Origin of the sequence: Bordetella muralis, from assembly GCF_965139205.1 — a bacterium.
GTDB lineage: Bacteria > Pseudomonadota > Gammaproteobacteria > Burkholderiales > Burkholderiaceae_B > Bordetella_A > Bordetella_A muralis.
On the sequence record NZ_CBCSIU010000008.1, the window covers coordinates 41,859 to 67,523 of the forward strand.

At 58.9% G+C, this 25,665-nt stretch carries 20 protein-coding genes, 2 tRNA genes and 1 pseudogene; 16 read left to right on the plus strand and 7 right to left on the minus strand.

Annotated elements, in window-relative coordinates; translation table 11 throughout:
- From hflK to ACNA0I_RS13420, 10 genes and pseudogenes are all read left to right on the plus strand, one after another.
- A pseudogene (gene hflK, locus ACNA0I_RS13375) lies at positions 1 to 1,184 on the plus strand (FtsH protease activity modulator HflK); the annotation flags it as partial.
- Positions 1,185 to 1,203: 19 nt separating this feature from the next.
- Positions 1,204 to 2,091 carry a protease modulator HflC gene (hflC, locus tag ACNA0I_RS13380; RefSeq protein WP_415806502.1) on the plus strand — a complete coding sequence of 296 codons (888 nt, stop codon included), beginning with the start codon at positions 1,204 to 1,206 and terminating at the stop codon, positions 2,089 to 2,091.
- A gap of 1,118 nt (positions 2,092 to 3,209) precedes the next feature.
- Entirely contained in the window at positions 3,210 to 4,913 is a 1,704-nt protein-coding gene (ltrA, locus tag ACNA0I_RS13385) for a group II intron reverse transcriptase/maturase (protein WP_415806503.1), read from the plus strand.
- 240 nt (positions 4,914 to 5,153) lie between these two features.
- Positions 5,154 to 6,311: an ATP phosphoribosyltransferase regulatory subunit gene (locus ACNA0I_RS13390; protein WP_415806504.1), complete on the plus strand. Its 1,158-nt coding sequence runs from the start codon at positions 5,154 to 5,156 to the stop codon at positions 6,309 to 6,311.
- Positions 6,312 to 6,389: 78 nt separating this feature from the next.
- Positions 6,390 to 7,685 carry an adenylosuccinate synthase gene (locus ACNA0I_RS13395; protein WP_415806505.1) on the plus strand — a complete coding sequence of 432 codons (1,296 nt, stop codon included), beginning with the start codon at positions 6,390 to 6,392 and terminating at the stop codon, positions 7,683 to 7,685.
- A 143-nt stretch (positions 7,686 to 7,828) separates the two neighbouring features.
- Complete coding sequence (locus ACNA0I_RS13400; RefSeq protein WP_415806506.1) at positions 7,829 to 8,374, plus strand: phosphoribosyltransferase; 546 nt, start codon at positions 7,829 to 7,831, stop codon at positions 8,372 to 8,374.
- 320 nt (positions 8,375 to 8,694) lie between these two features.
- A complete protein-coding gene (gene rpsU / locus ACNA0I_RS13405) occupies positions 8,695 to 8,907 on the plus strand; it encodes a 30S ribosomal protein S21 (protein ID WP_012417992.1) in 213 nt (70 codons plus the stop codon).
- A 19-nt stretch (positions 8,908 to 8,926) separates the two neighbouring features.
- A complete protein-coding gene (gene dnaG, locus ACNA0I_RS13410) occupies positions 8,927 to 11,011 on the plus strand; it encodes a DNA primase (RefSeq protein ID WP_415806507.1) in 2,085 nt (694 codons plus the stop codon).
- Between the two features lie 482 nt (positions 11,012 to 11,493).
- Positions 11,494 to 13,752, plus strand: coding sequence for an RNA polymerase sigma factor RpoD (gene rpoD / locus ACNA0I_RS13415; RefSeq protein WP_415806508.1), 2,259 nt, complete (start codon positions 11,494 to 11,496; stop codon positions 13,750 to 13,752).
- A 15-nt stretch (positions 13,753 to 13,767) separates the two neighbouring features.
- Positions 13,768 to 13,846: transfer RNA gene (locus ACNA0I_RS13420), tRNA-Ile, on the plus strand.
- A 185-nt stretch (positions 13,847 to 14,031) separates the two neighbouring features.
- Here ACNA0I_RS13420 and ACNA0I_RS13425 read toward each other — a convergent pair.
- The 4 genes from ACNA0I_RS13425 to ACNA0I_RS13440 form a co-directional block, all read right to left on the minus strand.
- The gene (locus ACNA0I_RS13425) at positions 14,032 to 14,751 is read right to left on the minus strand and encodes an SDR family NAD(P)-dependent oxidoreductase (protein ID WP_415806509.1); all 720 of its coding nucleotides are present in this window, start codon (positions 14,749 to 14,751) and stop codon (positions 14,032 to 14,034) included.
- A gap of 107 nt (positions 14,752 to 14,858) precedes the next feature.
- The gene (locus ACNA0I_RS13430) at positions 14,859 to 15,617 is read right to left on the minus strand and encodes an SDR family NAD(P)-dependent oxidoreductase (protein WP_415806510.1); all 759 of its coding nucleotides are present in this window, start codon (positions 15,615 to 15,617) and stop codon (positions 14,859 to 14,861) included.
- Positions 15,595 to 16,122: a 2,4'-dihydroxyacetophenone dioxygenase family protein gene (locus tag ACNA0I_RS13435; protein ID WP_094820548.1), complete on the minus strand. Its 528-nt coding sequence runs from the start codon at positions 16,120 to 16,122 to the stop codon at positions 15,595 to 15,597. The genes ACNA0I_RS13430 and ACNA0I_RS13435 overlap by 23 nt, the downstream gene beginning before the upstream one ends.
- A 126-nt stretch (positions 16,123 to 16,248) precedes the next feature.
- Positions 16,249 to 17,454: an MFS transporter gene (locus ACNA0I_RS13440; RefSeq protein WP_415806511.1), complete on the minus strand. Its 1,206-nt coding sequence runs from the start codon at positions 17,452 to 17,454 to the stop codon at positions 16,249 to 16,251.
- 193 nt (positions 17,455 to 17,647) lie between these two features.
- On the opposite strand from ACNA0I_RS13440, the gene ACNA0I_RS13445 reads away from it, so the two are divergent.
- Together ACNA0I_RS13445 and ACNA0I_RS13450 are read left to right on the plus strand one after the other, a co-directional pair.
- The gene (locus ACNA0I_RS13445; RefSeq protein ID WP_415806512.1) at positions 17,648 to 18,241 is read left to right on the plus strand and encodes a BPSL1445 family SYLF domain-containing lipoprotein; all 594 of its coding nucleotides are present in this window, start codon (positions 17,648 to 17,650) and stop codon (positions 18,239 to 18,241) included.
- A 277-nt stretch (positions 18,242 to 18,518) separates the two neighbouring features.
- Complete coding sequence (locus tag ACNA0I_RS13450; protein ID WP_415806513.1) at positions 18,519 to 19,799, plus strand: glycosyltransferase family 2 protein; 1,281 nt, start codon at positions 18,519 to 18,521, stop codon at positions 19,797 to 19,799.
- 48 nt (positions 19,800 to 19,847) lie between these two features.
- On the opposite strand, the gene ACNA0I_RS13455 is transcribed toward ACNA0I_RS13450, so the two are convergent.
- Positions 19,848 to 20,168, minus strand: a complete 321-nt coding sequence (locus ACNA0I_RS13455; RefSeq protein WP_415806514.1) for a hypothetical protein — start codon at positions 20,166 to 20,168, stop codon at positions 19,848 to 19,850.
- A 122-nt stretch (positions 20,169 to 20,290) separates the two neighbouring features.
- Here ACNA0I_RS13455 and ACNA0I_RS13460 point away from each other — a divergent pair, with 122 nt between their 5' ends.
- Entirely contained in the window at positions 20,291 to 20,536 is a 246-nt protein-coding gene (locus tag ACNA0I_RS13460; RefSeq protein ID WP_094837680.1) for a hypothetical protein, read from the plus strand.
- Between the two features lie 169 nt (positions 20,537 to 20,705).
- On the opposite strand, the gene ACNA0I_RS13465 is transcribed toward ACNA0I_RS13460, so the two are convergent.
- Positions 20,706 to 22,166, minus strand: a complete 1,461-nt coding sequence (locus ACNA0I_RS13465; RefSeq protein WP_415806516.1) for an aminotransferase-like domain-containing protein — start codon at positions 22,164 to 22,166, stop codon at positions 20,706 to 20,708.
- A 329-nt stretch (positions 22,167 to 22,495) separates the two neighbouring features.
- Positions 22,496 to 22,648 (minus strand): hypothetical protein, encoded by a 153-nt coding sequence (locus ACNA0I_RS13470; protein ID WP_415806517.1) that lies wholly within the window; start codon positions 22,646 to 22,648, stop codon positions 22,496 to 22,498.
- Positions 22,649 to 22,871: 223 nt separating this feature from the next.
- Between ACNA0I_RS13470 and ACNA0I_RS13475 the strand changes: the two genes are divergently transcribed.
- The 3 genes from ACNA0I_RS13475 (at position 22,872) to ACNA0I_RS13485 (ending at position 25,603) form a co-directional block, all read left to right on the plus strand.
- Positions 22,872 to 22,948: transfer RNA gene (locus ACNA0I_RS13475), tRNA-Met, on the plus strand.
- A 193-nt stretch (positions 22,949 to 23,141) separates the two neighbouring features.
- A complete protein-coding gene (locus ACNA0I_RS13480) occupies positions 23,142 to 25,151 on the plus strand; it encodes a DUF4139 domain-containing protein (RefSeq protein WP_415806518.1) in 2,010 nt (669 codons plus the stop codon).
- A gap of 110 nt (positions 25,152 to 25,261) precedes the next feature.
- Positions 25,262 to 25,603, plus strand: coding sequence for a hypothetical protein (locus ACNA0I_RS13485; protein WP_415806519.1), 342 nt, complete (start codon positions 25,262 to 25,264; stop codon positions 25,601 to 25,603).
- Positions 25,604 to 25,665 lie beyond the last annotated feature (62 nt).

A 25,665-nucleotide genomic window follows, 5' to 3' on the forward strand; every position in this document is an offset into this window, starting at 1 on the left:
CCCGCGACTTCAACAACCGGGTCGGGTCCTTGTTCGGCCGCAAGGGCGGCGGTGGCAATCGCCCCGGCGGCGGCCGTGGCGGCATCACGCCGCCTTCTCCACGTGGAGCCAAAGTCGGTTTGGGCATCGTCGCGGGGGTCGCGGTGCTGCTATGGTTGGCCAGCGGCTTCTATATTGTCCAAGAAGGCCAGGTCGCCGTTGTAACCCAGTTTGGCAAGTACAAGAGCACGGCCCCGGCGGGGTTCCAGTGGCGCTTGCCGTATCCCATCCAGAGCGCCGAGACGGTCAATATTTCCCAGCTCCGTACGTTTGAGGTGGGATTCCGCGGCGGTTCGCGCAACAAAGTGTTGCCCGAGGCCCTGATGTTGACCACCGACGAAAACATCGTCGACATGCAATTCGTGGTGCAGTATCGCCTGCGGGCCGATGGCGCACCCGACTATCTGTTCAAAATGCGTGACCCGGACGAGTCGGTGCGTCAGGCCTCCGAGACCGCGATGCGCGAGATCGTGGGCAAGAAGCCCATGGATTTCGTCCTGTACGAGGGCCGTACCGAAGTGGCTGTCGAGGTCCAGAATCTGATGCAGCAGATTCTCGATCGTTACCAGTCCGGTATCCAGATCAGTACCGTGGCCATCCAGAACGTACAGCCGCCCGAGCAGGTTCAGGCGGCATTTGACGATGCCGTCAAGGCCGGTCAGGACCGCGAGCGCCAAATCAACGAAGGTCAGGCCTATGCCAACCAGGTGATCCCGCTGGCGGGTGGTCAGGCTTCGCGTATGCTCGAGCAGGCCGAAGGTTATCGTGCCAAGGTCATCGGCGATGCGCGAGGTGATGCCGCGCGCTTTACCAGCATTTTGACCGAGTACCAAAAGGCGCCCAAGATCATGCGTGAACGCATGTATCTGGAAACCATGCAGCAGATCTTCTCGCGCGCCAGCAAGGTCATGGTCGACACCAAGAACGGCAACAACATGCTGTACTTGCCCATCGACAAGATCATCCAGCAAACAGCTCGCGATGCGTCCGGCCAACAGCAGCCGACCGCGTTGCCTGGCGCCAGCCAGCCCAGCGTTCCTCAGCCGCCGACGCGCAGTACCGGCTCGGCAAGTTCGTCCGGCAATCCGGGTAGCAACACTGGCAGCGGTAACAACACGCTGTCTCGCGATCGTCTGACGCGTTAATCCGGAGGAGCCCAAGATCATGCAACGTTTAATGCCTATCCTGGTCGGCCTCGTGCTGGTGCTGGCCGCCTTGTCCTCTTGCGTGTTTGTCGTGCGCGAGCGCGATTACGCTTTGGTGTTCTCGCTCGGTGAAGTACGTACCGTCATCAGCGAGCCGGGCCTTTATTTCAAGGCGCCTCCGCCATTCCAGAACGTCGTGACGCTGGACAAGCGTATCTTGACGATCGAGTCCGACGATGCCGAGCGTATCCAGACCTCTGAAAAGAAAAACCTGCTCATCGACTCGTACGTGAAATGGCGCATCGCCGATCCGCGTCTTTACTACGTGACGTTCGGCGGCAACGAGCGTGCCGCGCAGGAACGCCTGCAGGCTCAGATTCGCGATGCACTGAACGCCTCGGTCAACGTCCGTACCGTCAAAGAAGTCGTGTCGGCCGAGCGTGACAAAATCATGAGCGAGATCCTCACGACGGTGGCTAAGCGCGCCGAGCCACTGGGTGTGCAAGTCGTCGATGTGCGGCTGCGCCGTATCGAGTTCGCGCCGGAAATCTCCGAGTCCGTCTATCGCCGGATGGAGGCGGAACGGACCCGCGTCGCCAACGAGTTGCGTTCCATCGGTGCTGCCGAGAGCGAAAAAATCCGCGCCGAAGCCGATCGTCAGCGCGAAGTCATCCTGGCTGAGGCCTATGCCAAATCCCAGACGGTCATGGGTGAGGGCGATGCCGAGGCCAGCGGCCTGTACGCTGCCGCTTTTGGCAAAGACCCCGACTTCTATACTTTCTACAAGAGCCTGGAAGCCTATCGTCAGTCGTTCTCGAAATCGAGCGACGTGCTGGTGGTGGATCCCAGTTCGGAATACTTCCAGTTCATGAAGAGCTCCACGGGCCAGGCCGCACCGGCCAACTGACCCGGCTGCTTTTCCGAAAACACGCGGTAACCGTAACAGGCCAAAAGGGAAACGCGCAGGCTGCCATCAGGCGCCTGCACAAACCCTCAAACCATGTACAATACCGCGTAAGGTGCGACACGAATCGCTCGTGTCCCAGGTTGATGCCCTGGTAAATCAGCATCGCCCATGGAGGTCGTCGGGCCTCTTTAAACAAATCGGCGCCTTTTGCAGCCCTTGTGGCTGCCCTAGAGAGACGCAGCGCAAGCTGCTGAGTAGTAAAGAAACAGGGCTCGGCTCCAAAGCAGTATCGGCCTTGGGTGAAAGGCACACGGAAACCTCGGTTTCCCATGCTTTTTCACTATGGAGTTTTCTCTTCATAACGAGCGAAATGCTCTCGATTGCCTTGTCACACACACTCACGTGGTGTTGCTGTGACCCGTCATACGACTGACGGTAGCCTACAGTGGCGGGCAGGATCGGTAACGACCCTGTCCGAAGCCCACTTGACAATGTACTCCTGTGTATTCCAACAGTATCCACTGCCGTGAGGCTTGGGATGGATTCTGCCAGCAGCCAGGGCGGATGAGAGGCTAGGCTAGTCCCGCATGGGCAACGTAATGTGAACCATCGTCTGAACCCCCGTGATTATTGAACGGCCAAAGCTGCTTTTGGGCCGTAGCCAAAAGGCATCGTAGCTGGTTGGCCGCGTCTTACGTGCGGTCACGTCGTCATCCAAAGCTACCGGGGGAGAGATGGGTCCTAAACGGGCAGGCGCAACGCTGGTATTGGGTTGCGCCGGTAATCGAGGGAACGTGGTAAACCCCACTCGCCGCCCCAATCGCTCAGGCGACGAAGGCAGGAAAGCCGCAAGGCAATCTGTTGGCGAAGGGGGTAGAGGATCGTGGAGAAAGCGAAGGCCCGCCTGTAATGGGCGGGATAGGGGTTCGAACTTTGCCCCGGCCGAAAGGCAGCAGACTTCCACGTGGTGCAACCGTCGCTGACGGACTGTATCAGTCCAGGTAGCGAGCCATGGTTTTTTTTTTCATGTCTCGTGTTTTTCTACAGGCCCGAAGGGACTCACCATCCCTTCGGGGAGCCGTGCGTCCTCTTAGGGTCTTACTACCCCGAGGTTCAGCATGGAAGAAACTGTTAATCCCAGTTCTGCGTCCTCGCGCGTCCCGGATAGCTGGCCGACCATAGACTGGCGGCGAGTCGTGCGGAATGTGAGGGCTATGCAGATACGTATAGCGAAGGCTACGCAGGCGGGCGATTGGCGTAGGGTGAAAGCCCTGCAAAGATCGCTGGTCCGCTCGTTTTCCGCCAAAGCATCGGCGGTCAGGCGAGTGACAGAGAACCAAGGCAAACGGACGGCAGGTGTCGACCGTGTGCTGTGGGACTCGCCCGAGAGCAAGTGGGAGGCAATCGGAAGGTTGCGGCAACCGGGATATCGGCCTCTGCCTTTACGGAGGGTCTATATCCCCAAATCCAATAGCAAGGAGCGCCCTCTGGGCATTCCTACCATGCGGGACCGCGCCATGCAGGCTTTGCATCTGCTGGCACTGGAACCGGTATCGGAATCGACGAGCGATCCGAACTCGTATGGGTTCAGAAAAGGGCGTTCGACGGCCGATGCGATGGCTCAGATATTCGTCACACTGTCAGGAAGGGCTTCGGCCCAATGGATACTGGAAGCGGATATCAAAGGTTGTTTCGACTGGATCAACCATGAGTGGCTGCTCGCCAACGTCCCTATGGACCGGCGAGTGTTGCGCAAGTGGTTGAAGGCCGGCGTGATTCACAAAGGCCAGTTGCAGCCTACTACTGCTGGTACGCCACAGGGAGGGATTATTTCCCCTACCTTGGCGAATGTGACGCTCAATAAGCTGGAAGCGGACTTGGCAGAGTACCTGGGTACGAAGCTGGGTTGGACTAAGGCCAAACGGTTGAAAGTCCATGTGGTCCGATATGCGGATGACTTCATCGTTACCGGTGCGTCGAAAGACGTGCTGGGTACTGAAGTCAGGCCTTGGATAGAACGCTTTCTTGCGGTTCGAGGATTGCAACTGTCCACGGAGAAAACGCGCATCATCCACATCGATGAAGGCTTTGATTTTCTTGGGTGGAATTTCAGGAAGTACTCTGGAAAGCTGCTCATCAAGCCGAGCCAGAAGAACGTCAAGGCGTTCTATGGCAAGGTCAGGGAAATCATCGGAGAAAACCTGTCGGCTAGGCAGGTCGATCTGATCGCGTTGCTTAATCCAGTATTGCGGGGTTGGTCGCAGTATCACAGCCCCGTTGTGTCGAAGGCGACGTTCAACAAACTAGATGCGCTGATTCGTTGGCGGCTAGTGCGTTGGGCAAAGCGGCGGCATCCCAAGAAGACCATTTCCTGGTCGCTCAAGCAGTATTGGCGAACAGTAGGAGATCGGAGGGGGATGTTCGCAGCACCCGCAGTAGGCAAGGATGGTCAAAGGCAGATGCGCATGCTGTATCGGCTGGTTGATACGGCAATCGTGCGGCATAAGAAAATCAAAGGGGCGTACAACCCTTTTGATCCGAGTTGGGAAGCCTATGGCGAGGCCCTGCAATCGGAACGCCTGTTGCAAAACATGGCGTACCGCAAGCAGTGGGCGACGCTTTGGGTGGATCAGCAAGGACGCTGCGCTTTGTGCGGATGCCCGATGGATATGGAAACAGGGTGGCACGACCATCACCTGGTGTACAAGGTGCATGGCGGGTCGGATGCTCTGTCCAACCGTGTTCTGTTACATCCCGTATGCCACACCCGAGTTCACACGCTTGGGCTATCTGTGGTGAAGCCGGTCCGGAAACGGGCCTAGATGATCCAAATGAGCAAACAGGGTATACTTACCTGTAAGCTACAGGGTCGCGCGTTGCGCTTGAGCCGTGTGCTGGGAAACTAGCACGCACGGTTCTTAGGGGGGGATGGGCCAGCAATGGCCTGTTCCTACCCGACCTAGAAACAATCCTCAGGCGGCTGAGTGGGCTTACGCCCTCTNAGCCGCTTTTGTTTTGCGCGTCGTTCACGCATTTCTTCAAGAGTCTTCAGGTAAATACTCATGGGTAACTGGTTGCTGCCCGAAAGCCTTGCCGACGTACTTCCGGCCGAGGCTCGGCGCATCGAGGAACTACGCCGCGAACTGCTCGATCTTTACCGTAGCTACGGTTTCGAGTTGGTTGCGCCGCCCCTGGTCGAATACATCGATTCATTGCTCTCCGGTACCGGCAGCGATCTGGATCTGCGCACCTGCAAACTGGTCGATCAGCTGTCTGGCCGCACCCTGGGGGTGCGAGCCGACATGACGCCTCAAGTCACCCGCATCGACGCGCATTTGCTGAATCGCGCGGCGGTGACTCGGCTCTGTTATTGCGGTAGTGTCCTGCATGCCCGGGCGGCGGACTTGCTGTCCAGCCGCGAGCTGCTGCAGATTGGCGCCGAAATTTACGGTCATGCCGGTTTTGAGGCCGATCTCGAAATCATTTCGCTCGTCCTGGATACCGTCGCGACGGCAGGTGTTCGTCAGCCGCGTCTGGACCTTTGCCATCCCGGCGTAGTCCGAGCTTTGCTGGAGGCCGATCCGGCAGCCGCAGAGCGCGCTCAGGACATCATCTTGCTGCTGCGCGAAAAAGACATCCCCGGTCTGGCGGATCTGGCTCAGCAGGAGAGCGGCATTCGGGCCGACACCGTCGTTGCCCTGCAGCGGCTGGCGGGTTTGTACGGCGGTCCAGAGATTATCGAACAGGCTCGGCGCGATCTGCCTCTGTTGCCTGGCGTGGCGACGGCTCTCGATGCCTTGCAAAACATTATTGATGCCATCCCTGATGTGGCTTTAGGGGTGGATTTGGCTGATATTGGCGGCTACGGCTATCACTCAGGGGTCACCTTTGCCTTGTACGCAGAGGGGTGGCACGATGCGCTGGTGAGTGGTGGGCGTTACGACGATGTGAGCCGTGCCTTTGGCCGGGCGCGCCCGGCGACAGGCTTTAGCCTGGACTTGCGCAAACTGGCGCGTGGCTTGCCCCCCGCCGATCGTGCGCGTGCTGTGCTCGCGCCTTGGGGGCAGGATTCCGCGCTGGTGGCTGCAGTGCGACAACTACGCCGGTCCGGCGAGATTGTCGTGCAAGTATTACCCGGCCATGAGCAAAGCCAGGACGAATTCATCTGTGACCGTGAGCTGACGTTGCAAGACGGCGCTTGGGTGGTTCGAACGCTGTAAAACTGACTCCCTCTTGTCTGCAAGAGGGCCGCAGGGGGATTTCCGGATTTCCCGAGAAACTCGATATCGATTCGTACAATGAGCAAGAACGTAGTGGTTATTGGCACCCAATGGGGTGACGAAGGCAAAGGCAAAATCGTCGATTGGCTGGCGGAATCCGTCGCAGGCGTGGTGCGCTTCCAAGGCGGTCACAACGCCGGCCATACGCTGTGGATCAATGGCAAGAAAACCATTTTGCGCCTGATCCCTTCGGGCATCATGCATCCTGGTGTGACCTGCTTCATCGGCAACGGTGTCGTGCTGTCGCCCGAGGCGCTGCTGAAGGAAATCGAAGAGCTCGAAGCTGCCGGTCTGGATGTGCGTTCGCGCTTGCAGATCTCCGAAATCTGCCCGCTGATCCTGCCGTACCACATCGCTGTGGACCAGGCGCGCGAAGCCCGCAAAGGCGAGGGCAAGATCGGCACCACTGGCCGTGGTATCGGCCCGGCATACGAGGACAAAATCGCCCGCCGCGCGCTGCGTGTGCAGGATCTCTTCAATCCCTCGTTGTTCGACGAAAAACTCGCCGAACTGCTGGATTACCACAACTTCGTGTTGACCAAATACCTCGGTGCCGAGGCCGTGTCGGCCGAGCAGGTGCGTGATCAAGCCATGGCTTTGGCGCCGGCTATCGCGCCCATGGTGAAAGACGTTTCCAGCAATCTGTACGCCTTGCAGCAAGCCGGCGAGCGTCTGTTGTTCGAGGGCGCACAAGGCGCGCTTCTCGATGTGGATCACGGCACCTATCCGTTCGTCACCAGCAGCAACTGCCTGGCAGGTGCGGCTTCGGCCGGCGCCGGCGTAGGCCCGCAGTCGCTCGACTACGTGCTGGGGATCACCAAGGCCTATACCACCCGCGTGGGTTCTGGCCCGTTCCCGACCGAGCTGGTCGACGAAGTCGGCACGCGTCTGGCCACCATCGGCAAGGAATTCGGTTCGGTGACTGGCCGTCCCCGCCGTTGCGGCTGGTTTGACGGTGCGGCGCTCAAGCGCTCGGTGCGTTTGAATGGCATCAGCGGCCTGTGCATCACCAAGCTCGACGTGCTCGATGGTCTGGAAAAAATCCAATTGGGCGTCGGCTATCGCGTCAACGGCGAATTCCGCGACGTGCTGCCCTATGGCGCCCATGCCGTGGCCCAGGCCGAAGCCGTCCTCGAGGAGTTGCCCGGCTGGACCGAGTCCACCGTCGGCATCACCGAATTCGACAAGCTGCCGGCTGCCGCGCGCCGCTATCTGGAACGCGTCTCCGAAGTCTGCGGTGTGCCGATCGACCTCGTATCTACCGGTCCGGACCGTAACGAAACCATCGTGCTGCGTCACCCGCTCAAGGGCTGAGACGTACGCAATGAGGCACGGCACGCCATTGAGGCATGCCGTGCGAATCCGATTTCAGGTCAAGCGCCAGTCGGGTTATGATTCCAAGCCGCCGTCGGCTATCGTCGATCGCGGCTTTTTTGCATTTCTAGGAGACCTTTTCCATGAGCACACCTGTCGACGATGATAGCCACGTGTGGGTGACTTGGGAGAAATACAACCGCCTGATCGAACGCCTGACGCTGCAGGTGTATCAGTCAGGGTGGGAGTTCGACCTGATTCTATGCCTGGCGCGCGGCGGCGTGAGGGTGGGCGACGTGATGTCGCGTATTTTCGATGTACCGCTGGGCATCCTGGCAACCAGCAGCTACCGCGAGGCTGCCGGCACCAAGCAAGGCGAGTTGGATATCGCCAAGTTCATCACCATCACGCGTGGCGCTCCCGCGGGGCGGGTGTTGCTGGTGGACGATATGGTGGATACGGGTCTGACGTTCAACCGGGTGCGCGAGCATTTGCAGGAGCAATTCCCGGCGATCACCGAATTGCGCAGCGCGGTGTTATGGTGGAAGGGGCATTCCAAGGCGATTCCCGACTATTACGTGGACAAGCTGCCCACCAACCCCTGGATACACCAGCCCTTCGAGGACTATGACAGTCTGCGTCCGCATCAGCTCGAAGCCTGGATTCGCAAGGGATCGACATCCACTTGAGGCTGGCGGGCAGGGCGGTTTTCCCGAGGGATCGCCCCGTCGCTATGGATGAGTGTTGTATTGGTCCGGTGCGAGTAGTATCAAAATACTCAAACCGTGTTAGAATCTCGGGTTATCGCTAAACCCCATAGGGGGGTGCCAGGGTGCACGGGCGTGGTTTATTGCAGTTTTTTGCTTGGCGGCTCGCTGTTATCGGGGCCCCGGGCTCAAAAAACGAGCCTGAATAGGGCAGAAACCTATCAACAAACCATGCCAGGCTTGCAGTCAGCGCGCCCTGTGTTTTCAACTTTTTTGTTACCCCAAGCAGGCCTACTACTTTTATGCCTATTGTCCGACTGAAGGAAAACGAACCGTTCGAAGCCGCCCTGCGCCGCTTCAAGCGCACCATCGAAAAGACCGGTTTGCTCACCGAGCTGCGTTCGCGCGAGTTCTACGAGAAGCCCACGGCTGAGCGCAAGCGCAAGCATGCCGCCGCGGTCAAGCGCCACTACAAGCGGATTCGTAGCCAGCAACTGCCCCCCCGCATGTATTGATTTTTGATTCCCGAATTTATTGATTCCAGAATCATTTATTCAAGACTTACTCGCCCGGGTCGATGTCGCAGACGTCGTCGGGCGATATGTGCAGTTGCGAAAGGGTGGGGCCAATTTACTTGGCCTGTGTCCTTTTCATAACGAGAAAAGCCCGTCGTTTACCGTCAGCCCGACCAAACAGTTCTACCATTGTTTCGGTTGCGGCGCGCACGGTACTGCCATCACCTTCCTGATGGAACACACGGGCGCGAGTTTCCCCGAGGCCGTGCGCACGCTCGCCGGCTCGGTGGGAATGACAGTCCCCGAAGAAGACCGCAGTCCTCGCCAGCAGGCTGAATCGGCGCGCCGCAAGGCCGAAACCTCACGTCATACCAAGGTCCTTGATGCTGCCCAGGCGCATTATCTGCAGCAGTTGCGCGCGTCGCCTGCCGCCATCCAGTACCTGAAACAACGCGGTTTGACCGGCGAGATCGCAGCGCATTTCGGGCTGGGCTGGTCGGGTACCGACCGCCACGGTTTGTCCAAGGTCTTCGAGCATTACGATGATCCGACGCTGGTCGAAGCCGGGCTTGTCATCGAGTCCGAGGATGGCCGTCGCTACGATCGCTTTCGCGAACGGGTGATGTTCCCGATTCGTAACGCACGCGGCAGTCTGATCGGCTTTGGCGGGCGCATCATCGGCAAGGGCGAGCCCAAATACCTGAATTCGCCCGAAACCCCGCTGTTTTCCAAGGGCCAGGAGCTCTATGGGCTCTGGGAGGCGCGCCAGGCCATCCGCAAAGAAGGGCAGGTAATCGTCGTCGAAGGCTACATGGACGTGGTGGGGCTGGCCCAGCAGGGTATCGCCCACGCTGTCGCCACACTCGGTACGGCGACCACGCCAGATCATGTCAAGAAGCTCCTGCGGGCCAGCGACAAGGTCGTCTTCAGCTTCGACGGCGATGGCGCCGGTCGACGGGCTGCCTGGCGAGCTTTGCAGGCGTGTCTGCCTGTCTTGCGGGACGACATATCGATTCGTTTTCTGTTCCTGCCCGCCGAGCACGATCCGGATTCCTACGTTCGCGAGCTGGGGGCGGAGGCGTTCCGGGCATGCCTGGGCGAGGCGACGGCGTTGTCGCGCTTTTTGCTCGAGGAACTCGCCTCTCGGCACAACCTGAACGAAGCAGAAGGCCGCGCCAGCTGCCTGCACGAGGCCAAACCCCTGTTGGCGGCCATTCCGGAATGTGCTCTGCGCCTGCAAATCGAGCGTGAGATGGCGCGCCAGGTGCAATTGACGCCAGAAGAAATGGCCCAAATCCTCGCCCAGGCGCCCGCACGTCCGTTTGCGCCGCCAGGCGCAGGCAAGCCTGCTGCAAACAAGCCGGCCGGATCGGCCTCTGCCGCGTCGCCGCCCGCAGCGGGTGCTTCAACTACCCCATCCTCGTCCGCCGGAGCCGAGGGTTACGACCCGTTTGATGTGCCCCCGCCGGATTTCGACTACGAGCCAGTCGGCTTTGGTTACGATGATCTGCCGCCGCCCGACATGGCCTTTGATGCGCCAGCCCCAGATACGGGCTGGCGGGACCAGGGCAGCTCAAAGGGAAACTGGCAGGGCAAGAAAGGTAACTGGCAAGGCGGCAAAAAAGGCGACTGGAAAGGCAAGCGCGACAATGACATTGGCGGGTACGAGGGGCGGCGTACCATGCCGTCCATGGCCAAACGGCTGCTGGCGCTGTTGCTGGCTCACCCGGAATTAGTCGATACCATGGGAGACCAGCAGCTTGAAGTCCTGGACAAGGGACCCCATCTAGGATTGGTCAGAGACTTGATCATGCTGGCCCAAAGAAGCGGTGCGCGCCACGTGGGCGCGTTGCTGCAGGCTGCCGATCCGGATTCCGACCTGGCCACGGTGTTGAAAAGCATGCGTGCGGATCTGCTTGCCCAGGAAGACCTGCCCGAGCCTCAAACCGAATGGGATGACGCGCTACGGCGTATCGAATTCGACGCGGCGCGTGCAGAAATGGCCAAATTGGCCGAGACGGGTTTGAGCAGCGCAGACGCCCTGCAGCGTTACCAGGAACTGTCCGCGCGGATAGTGGTCTTAAAACATAGTGGTATCCGTTAATTACGGTACAATTAAAGGTTTTCCAGCGGTATATCGTGATCAACTGCGACGCTCTATAGGGCGGGCGTGTCGGTTACGTTTATTTTGCCGCCGGAGTTGTTACAATTAAAGGTGGCGAGTACGCAAGTCCGGCCAGGGTTTGGCCAGCGGTGTTGAACAGATGGGGCTGTGTCTATTGCAGCAGCGCGGGGTGAGAGATCCCCTCAGACTGCCAGCCTGTCGCAGGCAAGACAGCCCATCACAATGCCCGGAAACCCCAGCCGGAACGAGTTTGCGATACGAGGTGCTCCTGGGCTGAGGCCAGAGGGGGGCATCTGTGGGGTCCGATGAGCGGCCCGCGTTACAGACAATGTAGCGCACGCGATTTCAGCGCGCTTGCCTGTTTTACCCGCATCGACCGGATCGCGGCGCTTTGGCGCGCGCGGCCGGCCCTTGTGGTGCAATAGCCCCAATCACGGGTTGCGACGACCACGGAAGCGACTATGACCAGAACATCAGGCAAAACCTCCCCTGCAAATGATGCGACCGACACGCCGGTCAAAACGGCCAAGCGTGCCGTCAGCATGGCAGCGGAAAAAGCGCCTGCCAAAGCGGCAGTGAAGGTCTCTAAAACAGCAACGAAAACCGCTGCCAAGAAGGCAGCAAAACCCGCAACCGGAGAGAAAGCGGTCAAGGCAACGCGCACGAAAAAAGCCGAAGACAAGCTGGCTGATCTGATGGGCGGCGGTGCCCGGCCATCGAGCGGCCGTCGTCCTGGGCGTCCCGCGAAAAACGCGAACAACGACAACGACAGCTTCGACGATCCGATGGACGGCGAAGGCGAGGTCCTGCCTGATCTCAAGCCGCCCAAGCGCGGCGGCAAGCGTGGCAAGGCCGATCCCAAGGATCTGATCGCCCGCGGTCCCGTTTCGCCCGAGGAATACGAAGCCCGCCGCAATCGCCTCAAACAGCTGATCAAGCTGGGCAAGGATCGCGGCTATCTGACCTATGGCGAAATCAACGATCATCTGCCCGATGACCTGGTTGACGCCGAAGCCATCGACGGCATCATCAGCACGTTCAGCGACATGGGGATCGCGGTCTACGACCAGGCCCCCGACGCCGAAACGCTGCTCATGAGCGAAAACGCCCCGGTTGCGTCCAACGACGACGACGTCGAAGACGAAGCCGAAGCCGCGTTGACCACGGTGGACTCCGACTTTGGCCGTACGACGGATCCTGTGCGTATGTACATGCGCGAAATGGGTTCGGTCGAGCTGTTGACGCGCGAAGGCGAAATCGAAATCGCCAAGCGTATCGAAGACGGTCTGAAGCACATGGTGATGGCGATCTCGGCCTGCCCGACCACCATCAACGAAATCCTCAACCACGTCGCGCGTGTGCGTGACGGGCAAGCCCAGATCGACGAAGTCGTCGACGGCCTGGTCGACCCGGAAGACGGCGAAGAATACGCCGGCGCAGGTGTGACGGCTGAGGAAGACGAGAGCGATGACGGTCCCGCCGGCGGTATGTCGAGCAAGCAGCTCGAAGACCTGCGCGTCAAGGCCTTGGCCAAGTTCGACGAGATCGCCAAGCAGTTCGCCACGATGCGTCAGTCGTACGAACAGGACGGCTACAAGTCCGACGTGTACGTCAACTCCCAAGAAGCCATCCTGAACGAGATGATGGGCATCCGCTTTACCGCCAAAATGGTGGAAAAGCTGGCCGACACGCTGCGTGCGCAAGTCGAGGAGGTTCGCCAACTCGAACGCGCCGTGCTGCACACCTGCGTGGATCGCGCAGGCATGCCGCGCAGCCATTTCATCAAAGTATTCCCGGGTCAAGAAACCAACCTGGAATGGGTGTTGGCCGAGGTCGCCGCGGGCCATCCGTATTCCGAGACGCTCGAGCGCCAGGTCCCCGCGGTCCAGGAACTGCAGCAAAAGCTGATCGACCTGCAAACGCGCGTCGTGCTGCCGCTCAAGGACCTCAAGGACGTCAACAAGCGCATGGCCACCGGCGAAGCCAAGGCTCGCAAGGCCAAGCGCGAAATGACCGAGGCCAACTTGCGTCTGGTGATCTCGATCGCCAAGAAATACACCAACCGTGGCTTGCAGTTCCTGGATCTGATCCAGGAGGGCAACATCGGTTTGATGAAGGCCGTGGACAAGTTCGAATACCGTCGTGGCTACAAGTTCTCCACGTACGCAACGTGGTGGATCCGTCAGGCCATTACGCGTTCGATCGCCGACCAGGCACGTACCATCCGTATTCCGGTTCACATGATCGAAACGATCAACAAGATGAACCGTATCAGCCGTCAGATCCTGCAGGAAACGGGTGGCGAGCCCGATCCCGCGACGCTGGCGCAAAAGATGGACATGCCTGAGGACAAGATCCGCAAGATCCTCAAGATCGCCAAAGAACCGATCTCCATGGAAACGCCGATCGGTGACGATGATGATTCGCACCTGGGTGATTTCATCGAAGACACGGCTACGTTGGCGCCGTCCGATGCGGCATTGCATGGTTCGATGCGCGATGTCGTCAAAGAAGTGTTAGACTCTCTGACCCCGCGTGAAGCCAAAGTTTTGCGTATGCGTTTCGGTATCGAAATGAGCACCGACCAGACTTTGGAAGAAGTGGGCAAGCAATTCGATGTTACGCGTGAGCGCATTAGACAAATAGAGGCTAAAGCGCTGCGCAAGCTGCGCCACCCCAGTCGGGCCGACAAGCTCAAGAGCTTCCTCGAAGGGCAATAAGCAGTCAGTTTTAAGGGCCCTCTAGCTCATGCTTGGTTAGAGCAGCGGACTCATAATCCGTTGGTGCTCGGTTCGACTCCGAGGGGGGCTACCAAGTAAATATGCGGGTTTCCGGCTGGTTCGGAAACCCGCATTTTTTATGATTAGCTGGTACGGCTAGGTGCCAGCTATCTAACTATTACCTCCCCGGATCGCATCCTTGATCTCTGCCAGCGCATTCCGGATCTTCATCGAATTCCTGGCGCAATCACGCGCTGATTTCCTGCGCGCCAACTGAGCTCAGACGACCAAATATCCCCCATCAACCGGCATCACCACACCCGTCATAAATGACGCCGCGGGCGAGCACAAGAACGCCACGCCATGGGCCACATCCTGCGGCGTGCCCCAACGACCCAGCGGCGTACGAGACAGAATGGGCTGCGCACGCTGAGGGTCATCCTGTAGCGCCTGCGTCAGCGCCGTGGCAATCCATCCGGGTGCAATCGCGTTGACACGAATTCCATCCTTGGCATAGGCAATAGCCAAGGATTTCGTCAGCTGCGCCACGCCACCTTTGCTCGCTGCATAGCCGGGCACCAGACCGCCGCCAAAAAAACTCAGCATTGACGCTGTATTGACGATGCAGCCGTTGCTGGCTTTGAGCAACTCGCGCGCGCCGGCGCACATGCGCATGGTTCCGCTTAGATTGACGGCTACGACTTGATCAAACACATCGGGATCGAGTTCCTCGCCGCGTTTGATGATCCCTGCACAGTTCACGAGCATATCCAATGCATCGATCTGCGCGAATACGGCATTGACTTGATCCGGCTTGGTCACGTCGGCTTCGATGACCCGTACATTGTCATCCAGAGATCCGTCACCCCGGCCCAAGCCAACCGCAAACACCTTTGCGCCGAGCCGTGCCAGCACATTGGCCACGCCCGCGCCGATACCTTGCGTGGCGCCGGTCACCAACGCCGTTTTCCCTGCATACAAATCCTTGGCGAATGTCATATCGCACTCCTTTCTTTTGCTTTGTTGTAGAGCCGGTGGGTCGTCAAAATCCTGTTTCCTGACGCGCTCGTGCACGCGACGAACCACGCGTCATGGGATCACAGCGATCAATACGTGGCTCGGCCTCCAGACAGATCGAACACTGCACCGGTGCTGAACGTGCAGGACGGTGAGCACAGCCAGGACACCAGTTCAGCCGCTTCCTGGGCTTCGCCTAATCGTGCCATCGGGCTCTTGTTGATCATGTTTTGCACATGCTCGGGTGTCATCTGCTCCAATAGGGCAGTACGGATGGCGGCCGGGGCAATCGCATTGACCAGCACACCGGTCTGGGCGAGCTCTTTGCCCAGTGACTTGGTCAAGGCCAGTACACCGGCTTTGGACGCGCTGTAGGCTGATGCGTTCGGGGTGCCTTCCTTACCTGCCAGCGACGCGATATTGACGATGCGGCCATAGCCGCTCGTACGCATGGCAGCCGCGACGGATTGGCATACGTGAAACACGCCCACCAGATTCACATCGACGATGCGTTGCCACACAGTTGGGTCATAATCGATGAGCGGTACGGTGGGGCCCGAAAAACCGGCGCTGTTGACCAGGATGTCTACACGGCCAAACTGCGTTTGAACCTTTGTCAATGCCGCTGCAATGGTATCCGGCCGCGTTACGTCGACTTCGCAAAAGCGCGCGGCGGCATCTGTGCCAGGTTTCAGATCCCAGTTCACCACAGTGGCGCCAGCACGCTGCAATTGCGTGGCAATCTCGGCGCCAATCCCGTTGCTGGCACCGGTAACGATGGCGATCTGGCCGGTGAAGTCGTACTGCGCCCTGGATCGGTCGTGATCAGCGGATGAACTGCTTGACATAGTCCGCCCCTAATCCCACGGCCTCGAAATGTCGTTTACACATGTCGATCTTGGTGAAGACGTCTTCGTAGCCGTTGCCTTTGCCCCAGGGGTCGGTGTAGTACATCACGCCATTGACCTGGAAATAGGTAATCATTTCTTCGCAGTCTTCGGGCACATAGAGGGTGTGGGTTTCGCCTGGCGGCTCGAACACATACGAGCCTTCTTGGGCCCACCAGTCGTGCTCCAGATATTTCCATTTGCCTTTGAGTACGAAGCCATGTACGGCCTGCGGGTGGCGGTGCCGGCTCAACACGCCGGACTTGCGAACCTTCAGCAGATTCATCCAGTAGCCCTGGCTGGCGTTCAGACAGAGCGGACGGAACCAGACGTTCTCCGCCTGCGGAACCCATAGCCGCTCGTCTTTGGGGATGGCGCTCTCCACCACAATCTCGGGTAATGCCTCTACCGGGTTAGGGTATTGATAAGGCATCATCGGGTTGGCATCTTTGTTATCAACGGGCATCACACCGCTCCTTTGTCCATAATATAGACTATATGATTATAATATGGACATTATAAAGCGGCCGTTCTCAACCTGAAAGTGTCCTTTGTAGGTGTAAACCCTTTATTTTGAAGGGGAGTGAGCCGATCAGGCAGGCTGTACTAGCGCGACGCGCTTTCTGAGCCACAACGTCAACCCCAGGTTCAAGATGGCTAGCGCAGTCAATACAAACAGCGTACCCGTCGCGCCTATATGGGTGATCAGCGCGCCGCATACCAGCGGAGTGAACGCCTGGCACAGGAGCGAGGACCGGGCGAGTTTGCCCATCACGGAGGCAAGCATGGTTGGCGCAAGCAAGGCCAGCGGCAAGGTGCCGCGCACCAGTGCGCGCAGGCCGTTTCCTATGCCGTAGCACACCATGCCGAGTGCAGCCACTTGGGGGCTGATCAGAATCAATAGCAATCCCGCTGCGACAAAGCCCGCAGAGAGCAATCCCATCCAGATCGGATGCAGGCTTTTGATGCTGAATGTGATCACGCGCATGGCCACCATGCTCGGGCCGATCAGTGCACTGAGTGCGATGGCCGAGGCCAGGCTATGCCCGGCGCCTTGCAAGAGCGCAATGATCTGTACGGATACTGCCGTCATCAATATGGCGGCAATGGAAAACACGCTTGAGAGCAGCCAATAAGTACCGCGTGAGACGCTGCCCGATGGGACCGCAGCTTGAATGTTTTTCTTGTGAACGGGCGAGGCCGCATCAGTCGCTGTGTCCCGCGGGAGAGCTTTCAAGTAGAGCGGAGCCATCGTGACCGCCAGCACGCCCGCGTAAACCCAGCAGGTCATGCGCCACCCGAGCGGTTCGACCATCCAGGCCAGCACCGGCCAGACGACGGTCGTCGCAAAACCTGCGATGAGTGTGATCGCGTTAATGACGGCTCGAGCTCGTTGTCCATACATGATCCCCAGCGTTGTGAACAATGGGTCATATAAACCACCCGCCATGCCCACTCCGATGAGCGCCCAACCGATTACGAATACGGCAATATTGGGAGCGAGCCCGATCACACATAGCCCGGCCGCAACGATCCAACTCGATCCGATGAGCACCTTGCGGCCTTGCCGACGCGCAATATAGACATTGGCTCGCGGTGATAGCAGCGCCGATACCAGTACACCGATCGTCAGCGAACCATAGATCCAGGTCATGGACCATCCGGTATCGCGATGAATGGGCTCAGCCAGAACGGCCAGCAAAAAGAAAGAGCCGCCCCAAATCAATATCTGGGCGATACCAAGCAACATGCTGTCAAAGAACGGTAACGCTGCTTGTTGCGGCTTATTCGGGCGCACGCGCCGCTCCAGGGGGCTTCGGGATGAAGTATGGTATCAGGCATGTACGTAACAATTGATTACCCTAAGCCATGATTGCCCTGATTACGAATTGCCTTGTTGCGATTGGCAGGGATGTCTTGCAGGCTCACGCAAATTGGCTGGCAACAGGCGAGTAGAGTGAAAGGCTCATCAATAACAACTGGAGCGTCTCATGCTTAATACATTCCCGACGATGCGTCGCGCTGCGATGGCGGCGATGACGGTTGCAGTGGCTGGGCTCGTATTTTCCGGCTGCACCACGACCCCGGACAAAGCTTCGGCCAGTGCCGCTGAGCAGAGGCAGGAAATCAACAGCGGAACGGACGCTACGCTGACCAAGTTGTACGAGGCGTCGCCGCAGTCCAAGGCCCTGGTCGAGCGTGCCAAGGGTGTGCTGGTGTTTCCGTCTGTGTTGAGTGCCAGCTTTATCGTAGGCGCGCAGCATGGTAAGGGCGTACTGCGGGTGGGCGGCGTGGACTCCGGGTACTACAGCACCACAGCGGGCTCGATAGGGTTCCAGGCGGGTGCGCAGTCTAAGGCAGTCATTTTGCTGTTCATGACGGACGAGGCCTTGCAAAAATTCCGCAATAGTGATGGATGGACAGTAGGCGCGGATGCGACGGTGGCTGTTGCTCATGTGGGGGCGAACGGCAGCATTGATACCAATACCGCTCAGCAACCCATTGTTGGTTTTGTTCTCAACAATGGTGGGCTGATGGCAGGTGTTTCGCTGGAAGGCGCGAAAATTGCCAAATTAGACCTCTGATAGGGGGCGCCCCGGNGGGGCGCCCGTCTTCCCGTTTTGCAGATCGTTTTTTGTAGGAAATGGCCGCCAGCCTTGCCAGACTGGCGGCCATTTTTTGCGTTTAATGGGTGGTATTAACCAGTGATATTTAGACTTCTCCCGTGATAGTATTGTCCGAATACATCAAGGTGTGAGATTTTCTGGGCTGTCACGAAATCGTTCACTTTGGCTCGTGTATCGGCGCAGCCCCGGGGACAGGGCTGTAGACAAAGCAAGCTCACTTTGATGGTCGGTATCCGTGTTTCTGGTCTACGTTCTCTACGTCGCTGCGATTGGCATCAGTGTCATCTCTTTGCTGAGCGTGATCCTGCGTTTGATTTCGCTGCGGGAATACCGTCCGACCGGCTGCGTGCCAGTGTCAGTCATTCTGCCGCTGACGGGCGAGGCCCGATCGTTCGGAACGTTACTCGAGGCCCTCAATAAGCAGACGCTGCGTCCCGCCTGTTTGCTCGTCACCGTCGAGTCCGAGCAGGATCCCGCTTACGCCAGGGTTCAGGCCGAAGCTCACAACGCAAATTTTCCGATCAAGCTGGTCGTTGCGGGCCCAGCCACCCATCAGGCACAGAAATGCCGCAACCAACAAGCCGCACTGGATCAGCTGGACCCGGAGATCAAAGTCCTCGTCTTGATGGATGGCGATATCGTGCCCGACTCGGAGTGGTTGGGTGGCCTGGTCTGGCCGATCATTTCGGGGCAATACGACATCATTAGCGGCCACCGCTGGCAGCAAGTCGCCGAACACCGCCTCGGCGCGCATTTTGTCACGGCCGCTGACCGTGCGATCACCTTGTTACCGCGCATAGAGTTGGACTGCGCTTGCGTGACGTGGGGCGGCAGCATCGCCATGACGACGCAGATCGCGCAGCGACTGGATTTGCGGTCATTATTTGATCGTGTGCTTTCCGATGATTTGGCCCTGGCTCGCCGTGCTGCTGAACTGGAACTGCGCGTGGGTACGCATAAATCCTTGCTGGTGCCGTCGCCGAACCGGCAATCTTTTGTATCCGCGTGGCATTTCGCGCGCCGGCAGTATCAGATGTGCCGCATCTATCGGCCGGCATTGTGGCGGCTGGGGTTGTGTGTGGTCGGCCTGCGCTTGTCCGGGTGGGGGACGGCGATGTGGTTTACCGTGATGGAAGATACTGCCATGTGGGTGCTGGCATCGCTGGTGACCCTTGGCGGCCTCAAGCAATACGGGATCAGCGAAGTGTCCCGTCAGGTGGATATGCCCGACCCTTGGTCTGTGCGGCTGGTTCAAATCGTATTGGGCTGTCTGCAGCCGATTGTGGATGTCTTTCACCTGAGCGTGATTGCCGCGGCGCATTGGGCGGGCCGCGTGCGATGGGGGCATGTGACGTATCGCGTATTAGGCCCGGACAACATTCAGGTCGAGGCGCGAGAGCCGTTTGGGGGCAGGCGTCCGCTTGAGCGGGATTACGCGCCGAATCTCGGTGATTGGGAGTTGGCTGAGATTGCCGCCCAGGGCACAGAAAATCCGCCCGTAGGCGGAGCCTCTTGATGCTTGCTTGCAAGACGCAATCAGGGTGATTGCGCTACGTCGCTTTGTTTACGAGCCCGATTTTTGTTCTGACGGTGCGGGCACCGGTAACGCTTCGCACGTGAAGTCAATGGTCGCTTCTTTGGGCATCAATCCCGTAGCGTGATTGGATGTCACCTTGGGCTGCGTCATGCGCCGGTTCATCGACGCACAATGGGCCTCGGCCTGTTCACGGGCAATATGTTTGACTTCGACCCACGTCTGCCATTTTGCGCCTGCGTTATACGTCACCTGGTACGTATCGGGTCCGGTGGGCGTGGTTTTGCTCATGCTGGTGCAGGCAGCGAGCAGCGAAAACGTCAAAATATAAGTGAGCGGGCGAAGCAGCATGGGGATTCCACGAATAAGATCAGTGCTATTACAAAGCACAGAGATGCTCTGTGCAAGTGCGATAGCTATCATTGGCGGGCATGCTAGCATGCCCGCCAAGCGTCATTCTTCACGAGGTTTTCATGGATATTCAAGAACAAATCGCGGTTATCGTGCACACGATTTCGCATCAGGGCGGGCGCATCGATGCGTTGAACTCGGTCCTCTCATCGATGCTGCATCTGGCCAAATCGTCGCCCGGTCTGCGCGAGGCGATCGAGGCGCAGTTGGAACAGAACTATTCCAGCTTGTTGGCGCGTTCTGAAAATCCGCAATACGTGGCGGGTTTTGAAAGCGTGCGTGACAGCGTGCTGGCCGCCGTCAAGTAACCAGCTCCGACGGACATCGCTCGACTTACCCACAGCTTCTGTGGACAACCCTTGGGATAGCTTGGGCAAAGAAAGAAAATGTCCTTGTAGAGCAAGGGTTTACCCCTGGCGGTTAAAACCTGACATCAATGAGCAAGAATCGGGCCAGTGTCAGGTCTGACGGTCGAGGCTAGCCCGCCTCGGCCACGATATCGCCGAGCGTGCGCATGGCCTGGGCCATCTGCGGCGTATAAGGCGAGCCGCAGCTCAACCGCAGGAAATGGCTGTAGCGGTCAGAATTGGAAAACATGGTGCCAGGGGCGATGCGTATTCCATGCGCCAGGGCGCGTTCAAAGACCTTGGTGCTGGATCGTTGGCCAGGCATTTCCACCCATAGCAACATGCTGCCTTCGGGCATGCTCAGGCGAGTACCAGGCGGAAAATATCGGGCCACATCTTCGGCAATGTGCTCGCGTTGGCTCTTCAACTGGCGGCGTAGACGGATCAGATGGCGATCATAGGCTTTGGACGCCATGTATTCGGCTACGGCCACCTGGGCCAGGGGCTCATTTGATCGGCTTTGCGCAAACTTCAGCATGGCGACTCGGGCAGCCCAGCGGCCGCCCGTCATCCATCCCAAGCGCATGCCAGGCGCCAGGGTCTTGTGCATTGAGGCGCAATAAATCACATTGCCGGTGTGATCCCAGGATTTGATGGCTGGCCGCAATTGATTGTCATCGCAGAGCAAGCCATAGGTGTCGTCTTCGATGAGGGCAATCTGATGGCGTTCGCACAGCCTCACCAACCGAGCTTTTTCGGTATCCGGCATGACGCAACCCAGTGGATTTTGAAAATTGGGCACGACAACGACGGCGCGCAGGTGAGGGTGTGTTTGCAGCGCCAATTCCAGCGCATCTACCGACAGGCCGTGTTGCGGGCTGGTTGGAATCTCAAGCGCGCGCATGCCCAGGCTTTCCAGAATCTGTAGCAGGCCGAAGTACACCGGGGATTCGACGGCAACGGTATCCCCCGGACGGGCAACCGCCCGCAGCGCCAGGTTGACAGCCTCGATGCAGCCGTGGGTGACCACGATATCGTCCGGCCCCAGGTTCATGCCCAATTCCAGGGCGCGCCGCGCCAGGACGGTACGCAGTTCCGGATGGCCATGGGGCGGTACATGATCGACCAGCATGGAAGGGTGTTGGCGCACTGCGCGGATCATGGCCTGCTTGAGCGCTTCGGCCGGATACTGTTCGGGCGCGGCTGCGGCAAGGGCCAGATTGATGCTGGTCGTGTGCCGTTCGCACTGAGCGATAAATTCCGAGACACGATCATGGATCCCCACATAATTGGCGGGGCCGGGCAACACTCCGAGATCAGGTTCGGACGCTGGCAGCATGACTGTGCGATGCTTGGCGCGCACAAAATACCCCGAGCGCGGGCGGGCTTCGATCAGGCCATCGTCTTCGAGTTGCCGGCAGGCCTGCAGCGCCGTTGACAGGCTGACGCGATGCGTACGGACCAGGTTGCGCACCGATGGCATACGCTCGGCGGGCGCCAATACACCGTTATCAATAGCCCGGCGATAGTGATCGGCCAGCCGTTGGTATAGGGGCTGCTCGTGGGTAGGCTGAACTTGAGGGGAGGTCATAGGCACATCCATCTCAGCATCATGAGCCCGATCGGGCCAAACCGTAATACACAGTTTGCGGGAAAGACGACCATAACAGATCCCCAAAACGCTGTCTGTTACGGCACAGAAAACGAGCCTGTGTGTCTGTTGCGATGAAAGGGGCGCGCGTAATCTGACTGAACGGTTCAGGGCGGTTTTTCAGGGCGGTTTTTGCCGCCGGGCCGTCCCAAGGCAAAAACGCCCCCCTCGGGGGGCAGCAAGCCGAAGGCGCGGCGTGGGGGCTTTTTTTCCGCCGGGCCGCCCCAAGGCAAAAACGCCCCCTCGGGGGGCAGCAAACCCAGCCTGAGCTATTCCCACAGGAGCGCCATCATGACCAGCAGCAGCGACCCCGACACCAGTACATCTGGCTTGACGAAAGAAATCATCTTGCCCCCCGGCGCGACACAGATGGTGCACGGCATTCGTGGCACGGTGCTGATCTGCGTGACGGGCAGTGTCATCCAGCGCCAATCCATCCCTCGTGACGGCGACGCCATGCCGTACATCGCCCAGTCGCCGTTGCGGCAGGGGGAGTCTTACGTGTTCGAAGACACTCACGCGATCCTGCTCAGGTCGGAGGGGCTGACACATCTGTTATGTATCCGGCCACGCTCGGCTTGGCGTGTATGGGCCAGACAATTGATGCAGCGCATCGAATATTATGCTATGATTACAAACATCAGACGCGGGGTGGAGCAGTCTGGCAGCTCGTCGGGCTCATAACCCGAAGGTCGTAGGTTCAAATCCTGCCCCCGCAACCAAATTTAAAGCGCTCCCGTGCGAATTTCGCCGGGAGCGTTTTGTTTTTTCGACTCCGGACACGGTTCTTCCTTAGTCCAGGTCACGTCGATTTCAGCGTTGGCCTGCCACGCTCGTGGTGCACCGCTGCGAACACCATGGCGCGCGGCTATAGTACGACCTGAAAATCAGCGCATAGGGCGTGCAGGAGGAATCATGTTCCATCGTACCGTCGTAAGCTTGTGCATCGCGACATTGGTGCCGATGAGTGTTTGGGCGTCAGATAATAATGGCTCGATACGCGAAATCAGACTCTCGTCGGGCGGCCTGGCTGAGATTGTCAGGGCGGCGCCGGTGGGCCAGGATGGCACCATTCGTTTGGAGGTGCCGCTCGATCAGGTCGACGATATTTTGAAAAGCCTGGTGCTGAATAGCTCGACGGCTTCGGTATCGGGATTTTCGTTGACCGGGCCCAGGCCGCTCGAGGAAAGTTTCAAGGGCCTGCCGTTTCCGCCTCAGGCGCTGGCTTCGGTACCGTCGCTATTGACCGCATTACAGGGCGCAGCCGTTACGGTGACGAGTAATGGCAAGACAGTGCAGGGCAAGGCGTTGGGAGTCGAGCCGCGCAAAGGCGCCGATGGCGCTCAGTTCTTTCTCTTGTCTGCGCTGACGTCCGCGGGCACGGTCGCGACGCTGGCGTTGTCGCAAGACGCCTCTGTCAGTGTGGATGACGCTGCGCTGAGGGACAAGCTGGTCGAAGCCGCCGACGCGATTGCACGTGCCAAGAACGATCGATCGCGCGTGATCAATATCCATGTAGCCGGCACGTCGAATAACAATGTCGACGTCTCGTATGTGATTGCCTCTCCCATTTGGAAGACGGCATATAAGGTGGTGGCGCAGGATGATGGCAACGCCCGGTTGCAGGCCTGGACAGTATTGGAAAATGCCAGTGGCGAAGACTGGAAGCACGTCAAAATCGTGTTGAGCTCTGCCGATCCCGTGACGCTCAGGCAGCGCCTGCACCAGTTGTATTGGAAAAAACGCTACGATCTGCCAATCAGTACAGCCGCGACCAATGTGCCCAGAGCGGATACGGGAAATTTGGCGAATCGTGAGCAAGCAGCGCGTGCTGCCGAGCCGGCAGCGTCGGCCCGGATGAGAGCGATTCGCCCCGCGCCTGCCGCACCGATGCTGGAGGCAGCTGCCCCGGCACCCATTGCAATGGCGGATCAATACGGCGGAGCCGTGGCGTCCACGCAGGACAGCACCGCGGCGAGTGAAAGCGATATTTCCGCCACGTTCGCGTTGCCGGGCACGTACGATCTGGCTAATGGCGACACGTTGTCCGCGCCTATCGTTGATGCTGAGGTGCCGGCCACGATGGTGTCTGTGTATCAGGCGGGCGCGTCGTCACCCCATCCCGTGGCTGCGTTGATGCTCAAGAACACGACGGGTGTCAGCCTGCCTGGCGGCATCCTCACGATTTATGACGCGCAGTCCGGGTATGTCGGCGATGCGCAACTGGCAGGGTTACCCAACGAGGATACGCGTCTGGCCAGCTTTGCTACCGATCGGAAGGTGAGCATTACCGAGGATCAAAAGCCGGCCGATGAAGTCGTTGAGATCAAGATGGTGGACGGGTTACTGCGCTTGACGCAAAAGTCGCGGATCGTGACGCGGTACACCGTTTCTGGCGCGCTGGACGGCGAGCGTGTTGTCGTCATCGAGCATCCCATTCGGCCGGGGTGGACGTTTTCATCGCCTGCAAGCGACGGCAAAACCGCTACCCACCATCGGTTAAAGACCACTGTCGCGGCTGGCAAGGAACAGACATTGGAAGCCGTGGACGAACAGTTGCAGCGCAATGCTTATGCGGTGGTTGATACTGCACCCGACATGTTATTGGCGTGGTCGGCCTCCAGTCCCGACAAGGCCTTGGCGGCGAAGCTGGTCCAGCTGGCCGAGGCGCGCAGAAAGCAGATCGATGCACAGGCCGCTCTGCAAGCGTTGGACGACGCACGGGAGCGCTTGGTGAATGAGCAAGAGCGCATTCGGCAGAATCTCGGCGCGGTGCCGGGAAGCAGCGATTTGAGTACGCGCTATCTGAAGCAGCTGGAGAACAGCGAAAACGAAATCCGCGGATTGAATGACAAGCGGGCCGCACTAGAGGACGACGTTCACAGTCTCGAAGGCAAAGTGCTCCAGATTCTCAGAACGTTCTGAGGCTGAAGCCATGTTTGTCTTGGGGTAAATCCCACTGTAGCAGCCGCGCCGGGCATGGGATACCATGCCCAGGCGGATCATCAGCTTTCTCTTCTCAGGAGACGTGTCACATGGGTACAGCCAAGTATGATCATCCAGGCTATATCGCGGATATAGGCGCACAGGGACAGTACTATGTGGGCGTATGGTGCCCACATGGTTATCCAGCGCATGTGCATATAGGTGACGCTGCCTCGGCCGCGGATTCGGTGGATGCCAGCTTGCGGCTGCGTATTCCCGATGGGGCATTCCAGTCGCTATCTGACGATTTTGAAACGCTATGCCGGCGTGCTATCGGCCAGGCGCTGAATACGGGTCTGCTAAAGACCGGGTTAGGGGGCTTTCAAGAGACACGCCTGGCGCTGGAAACGGAACCGTGGTCTGGGCCGATGCAGGCCGCGGCCAAACAATAGGCACTCGATGATGGGCAGGGCTCGCCGCATGTGGGCAGCCCTGTTGCCTTATTGAATCAGTG

Bases quoted from the DNA above. Each gene is read 5' to 3' on its own strand.
- hflC (WP_415806502.1), top strand. From the start codon at position 1,204: ATGCAACGTTTAATGCCTATCCTGGTCGGCCTCGTGCTGGTGCTGGCC.
- ltrA (WP_415806503.1), top strand. From the start codon at position 3,210: ATGGAAGAAACTGTTAATCCCAGTTCTGCGTCCTCGCGCGTCCCGGAT.
- ACNA0I_RS13390 (WP_415806504.1), top strand. From the start codon at position 5,154: ATGGGTAACTGGTTGCTGCCCGAAAGCCTTGCCGACGTACTTCCGGCC.
- ACNA0I_RS13395 (WP_415806505.1), top strand. From the start codon at position 6,390: ATGAGCAAGAACGTAGTGGTTATTGGCACCCAATGGGGTGACGAAGGC.
- ACNA0I_RS13400 (WP_415806506.1), top strand. From the start codon at position 7,829: ATGAGCACACCTGTCGACGATGATAGCCACGTGTGGGTGACTTGGGAG.
- rpsU (WP_012417992.1), top strand. From the start codon at position 8,695: ATGCCTATTGTCCGACTGAAGGAAAACGAACCGTTCGAAGCCGCCCTG.
- rpoD (WP_415806508.1), top strand. From the start codon at position 11,494: ATGACCAGAACATCAGGCAAAACCTCCCCTGCAAATGATGCGACCGAC.
- ACNA0I_RS13425 (WP_415806509.1), bottom strand. From the start codon at position 14,751: ATGACATTCGCCAAGGATTTGTATGCAGGGAAAACGGCGTTGGTGACC.
- ACNA0I_RS13430 (WP_415806510.1), bottom strand. From the start codon at position 15,617: ATGTCAAGCAGTTCATCCGCTGATCACGACCGATCCAGGGCGCAGTAC.
- ACNA0I_RS13435 (WP_094820548.1), bottom strand. From the start codon at position 16,122: ATGCCCGTTGATAACAAAGATGCCAACCCGATGATGCCTTATCAATAC.
- ACNA0I_RS13445 (WP_415806512.1), top strand. From the start codon at position 17,648: ATGCTTAATACATTCCCGACGATGCGTCGCGCTGCGATGGCGGCGATG.
- ACNA0I_RS13455 (WP_415806514.1), bottom strand. From the start codon at position 20,168: ATGCTGCTTCGCCCGCTCACTTATATTTTGACGTTTTCGCTGCTCGCT.
- ACNA0I_RS13460 (WP_094837680.1), top strand. From the start codon at position 20,291: ATGGATATTCAAGAACAAATCGCGGTTATCGTGCACACGATTTCGCAT.
- ACNA0I_RS13465 (WP_415806516.1), bottom strand. From the start codon at position 22,166: ATGACCTCCCCTCAAGTTCAGCCTACCCACGAGCAGCCCCTATACCAA.
- ACNA0I_RS13470 (WP_415806517.1), bottom strand. From the start codon at position 22,648: ATGACACTGCCCGTCACGCAGATCAGCACCGTGCCACGAATGCCGTGC.
- ACNA0I_RS13480 (WP_415806518.1), top strand. From the start codon at position 23,142: ATGTTCCATCGTACCGTCGTAAGCTTGTGCATCGCGACATTGGTGCCG.
- ACNA0I_RS13485 (WP_415806519.1), top strand. From the start codon at position 25,262: ATGGGTACAGCCAAGTATGATCATCCAGGCTATATCGCGGATATAGGC.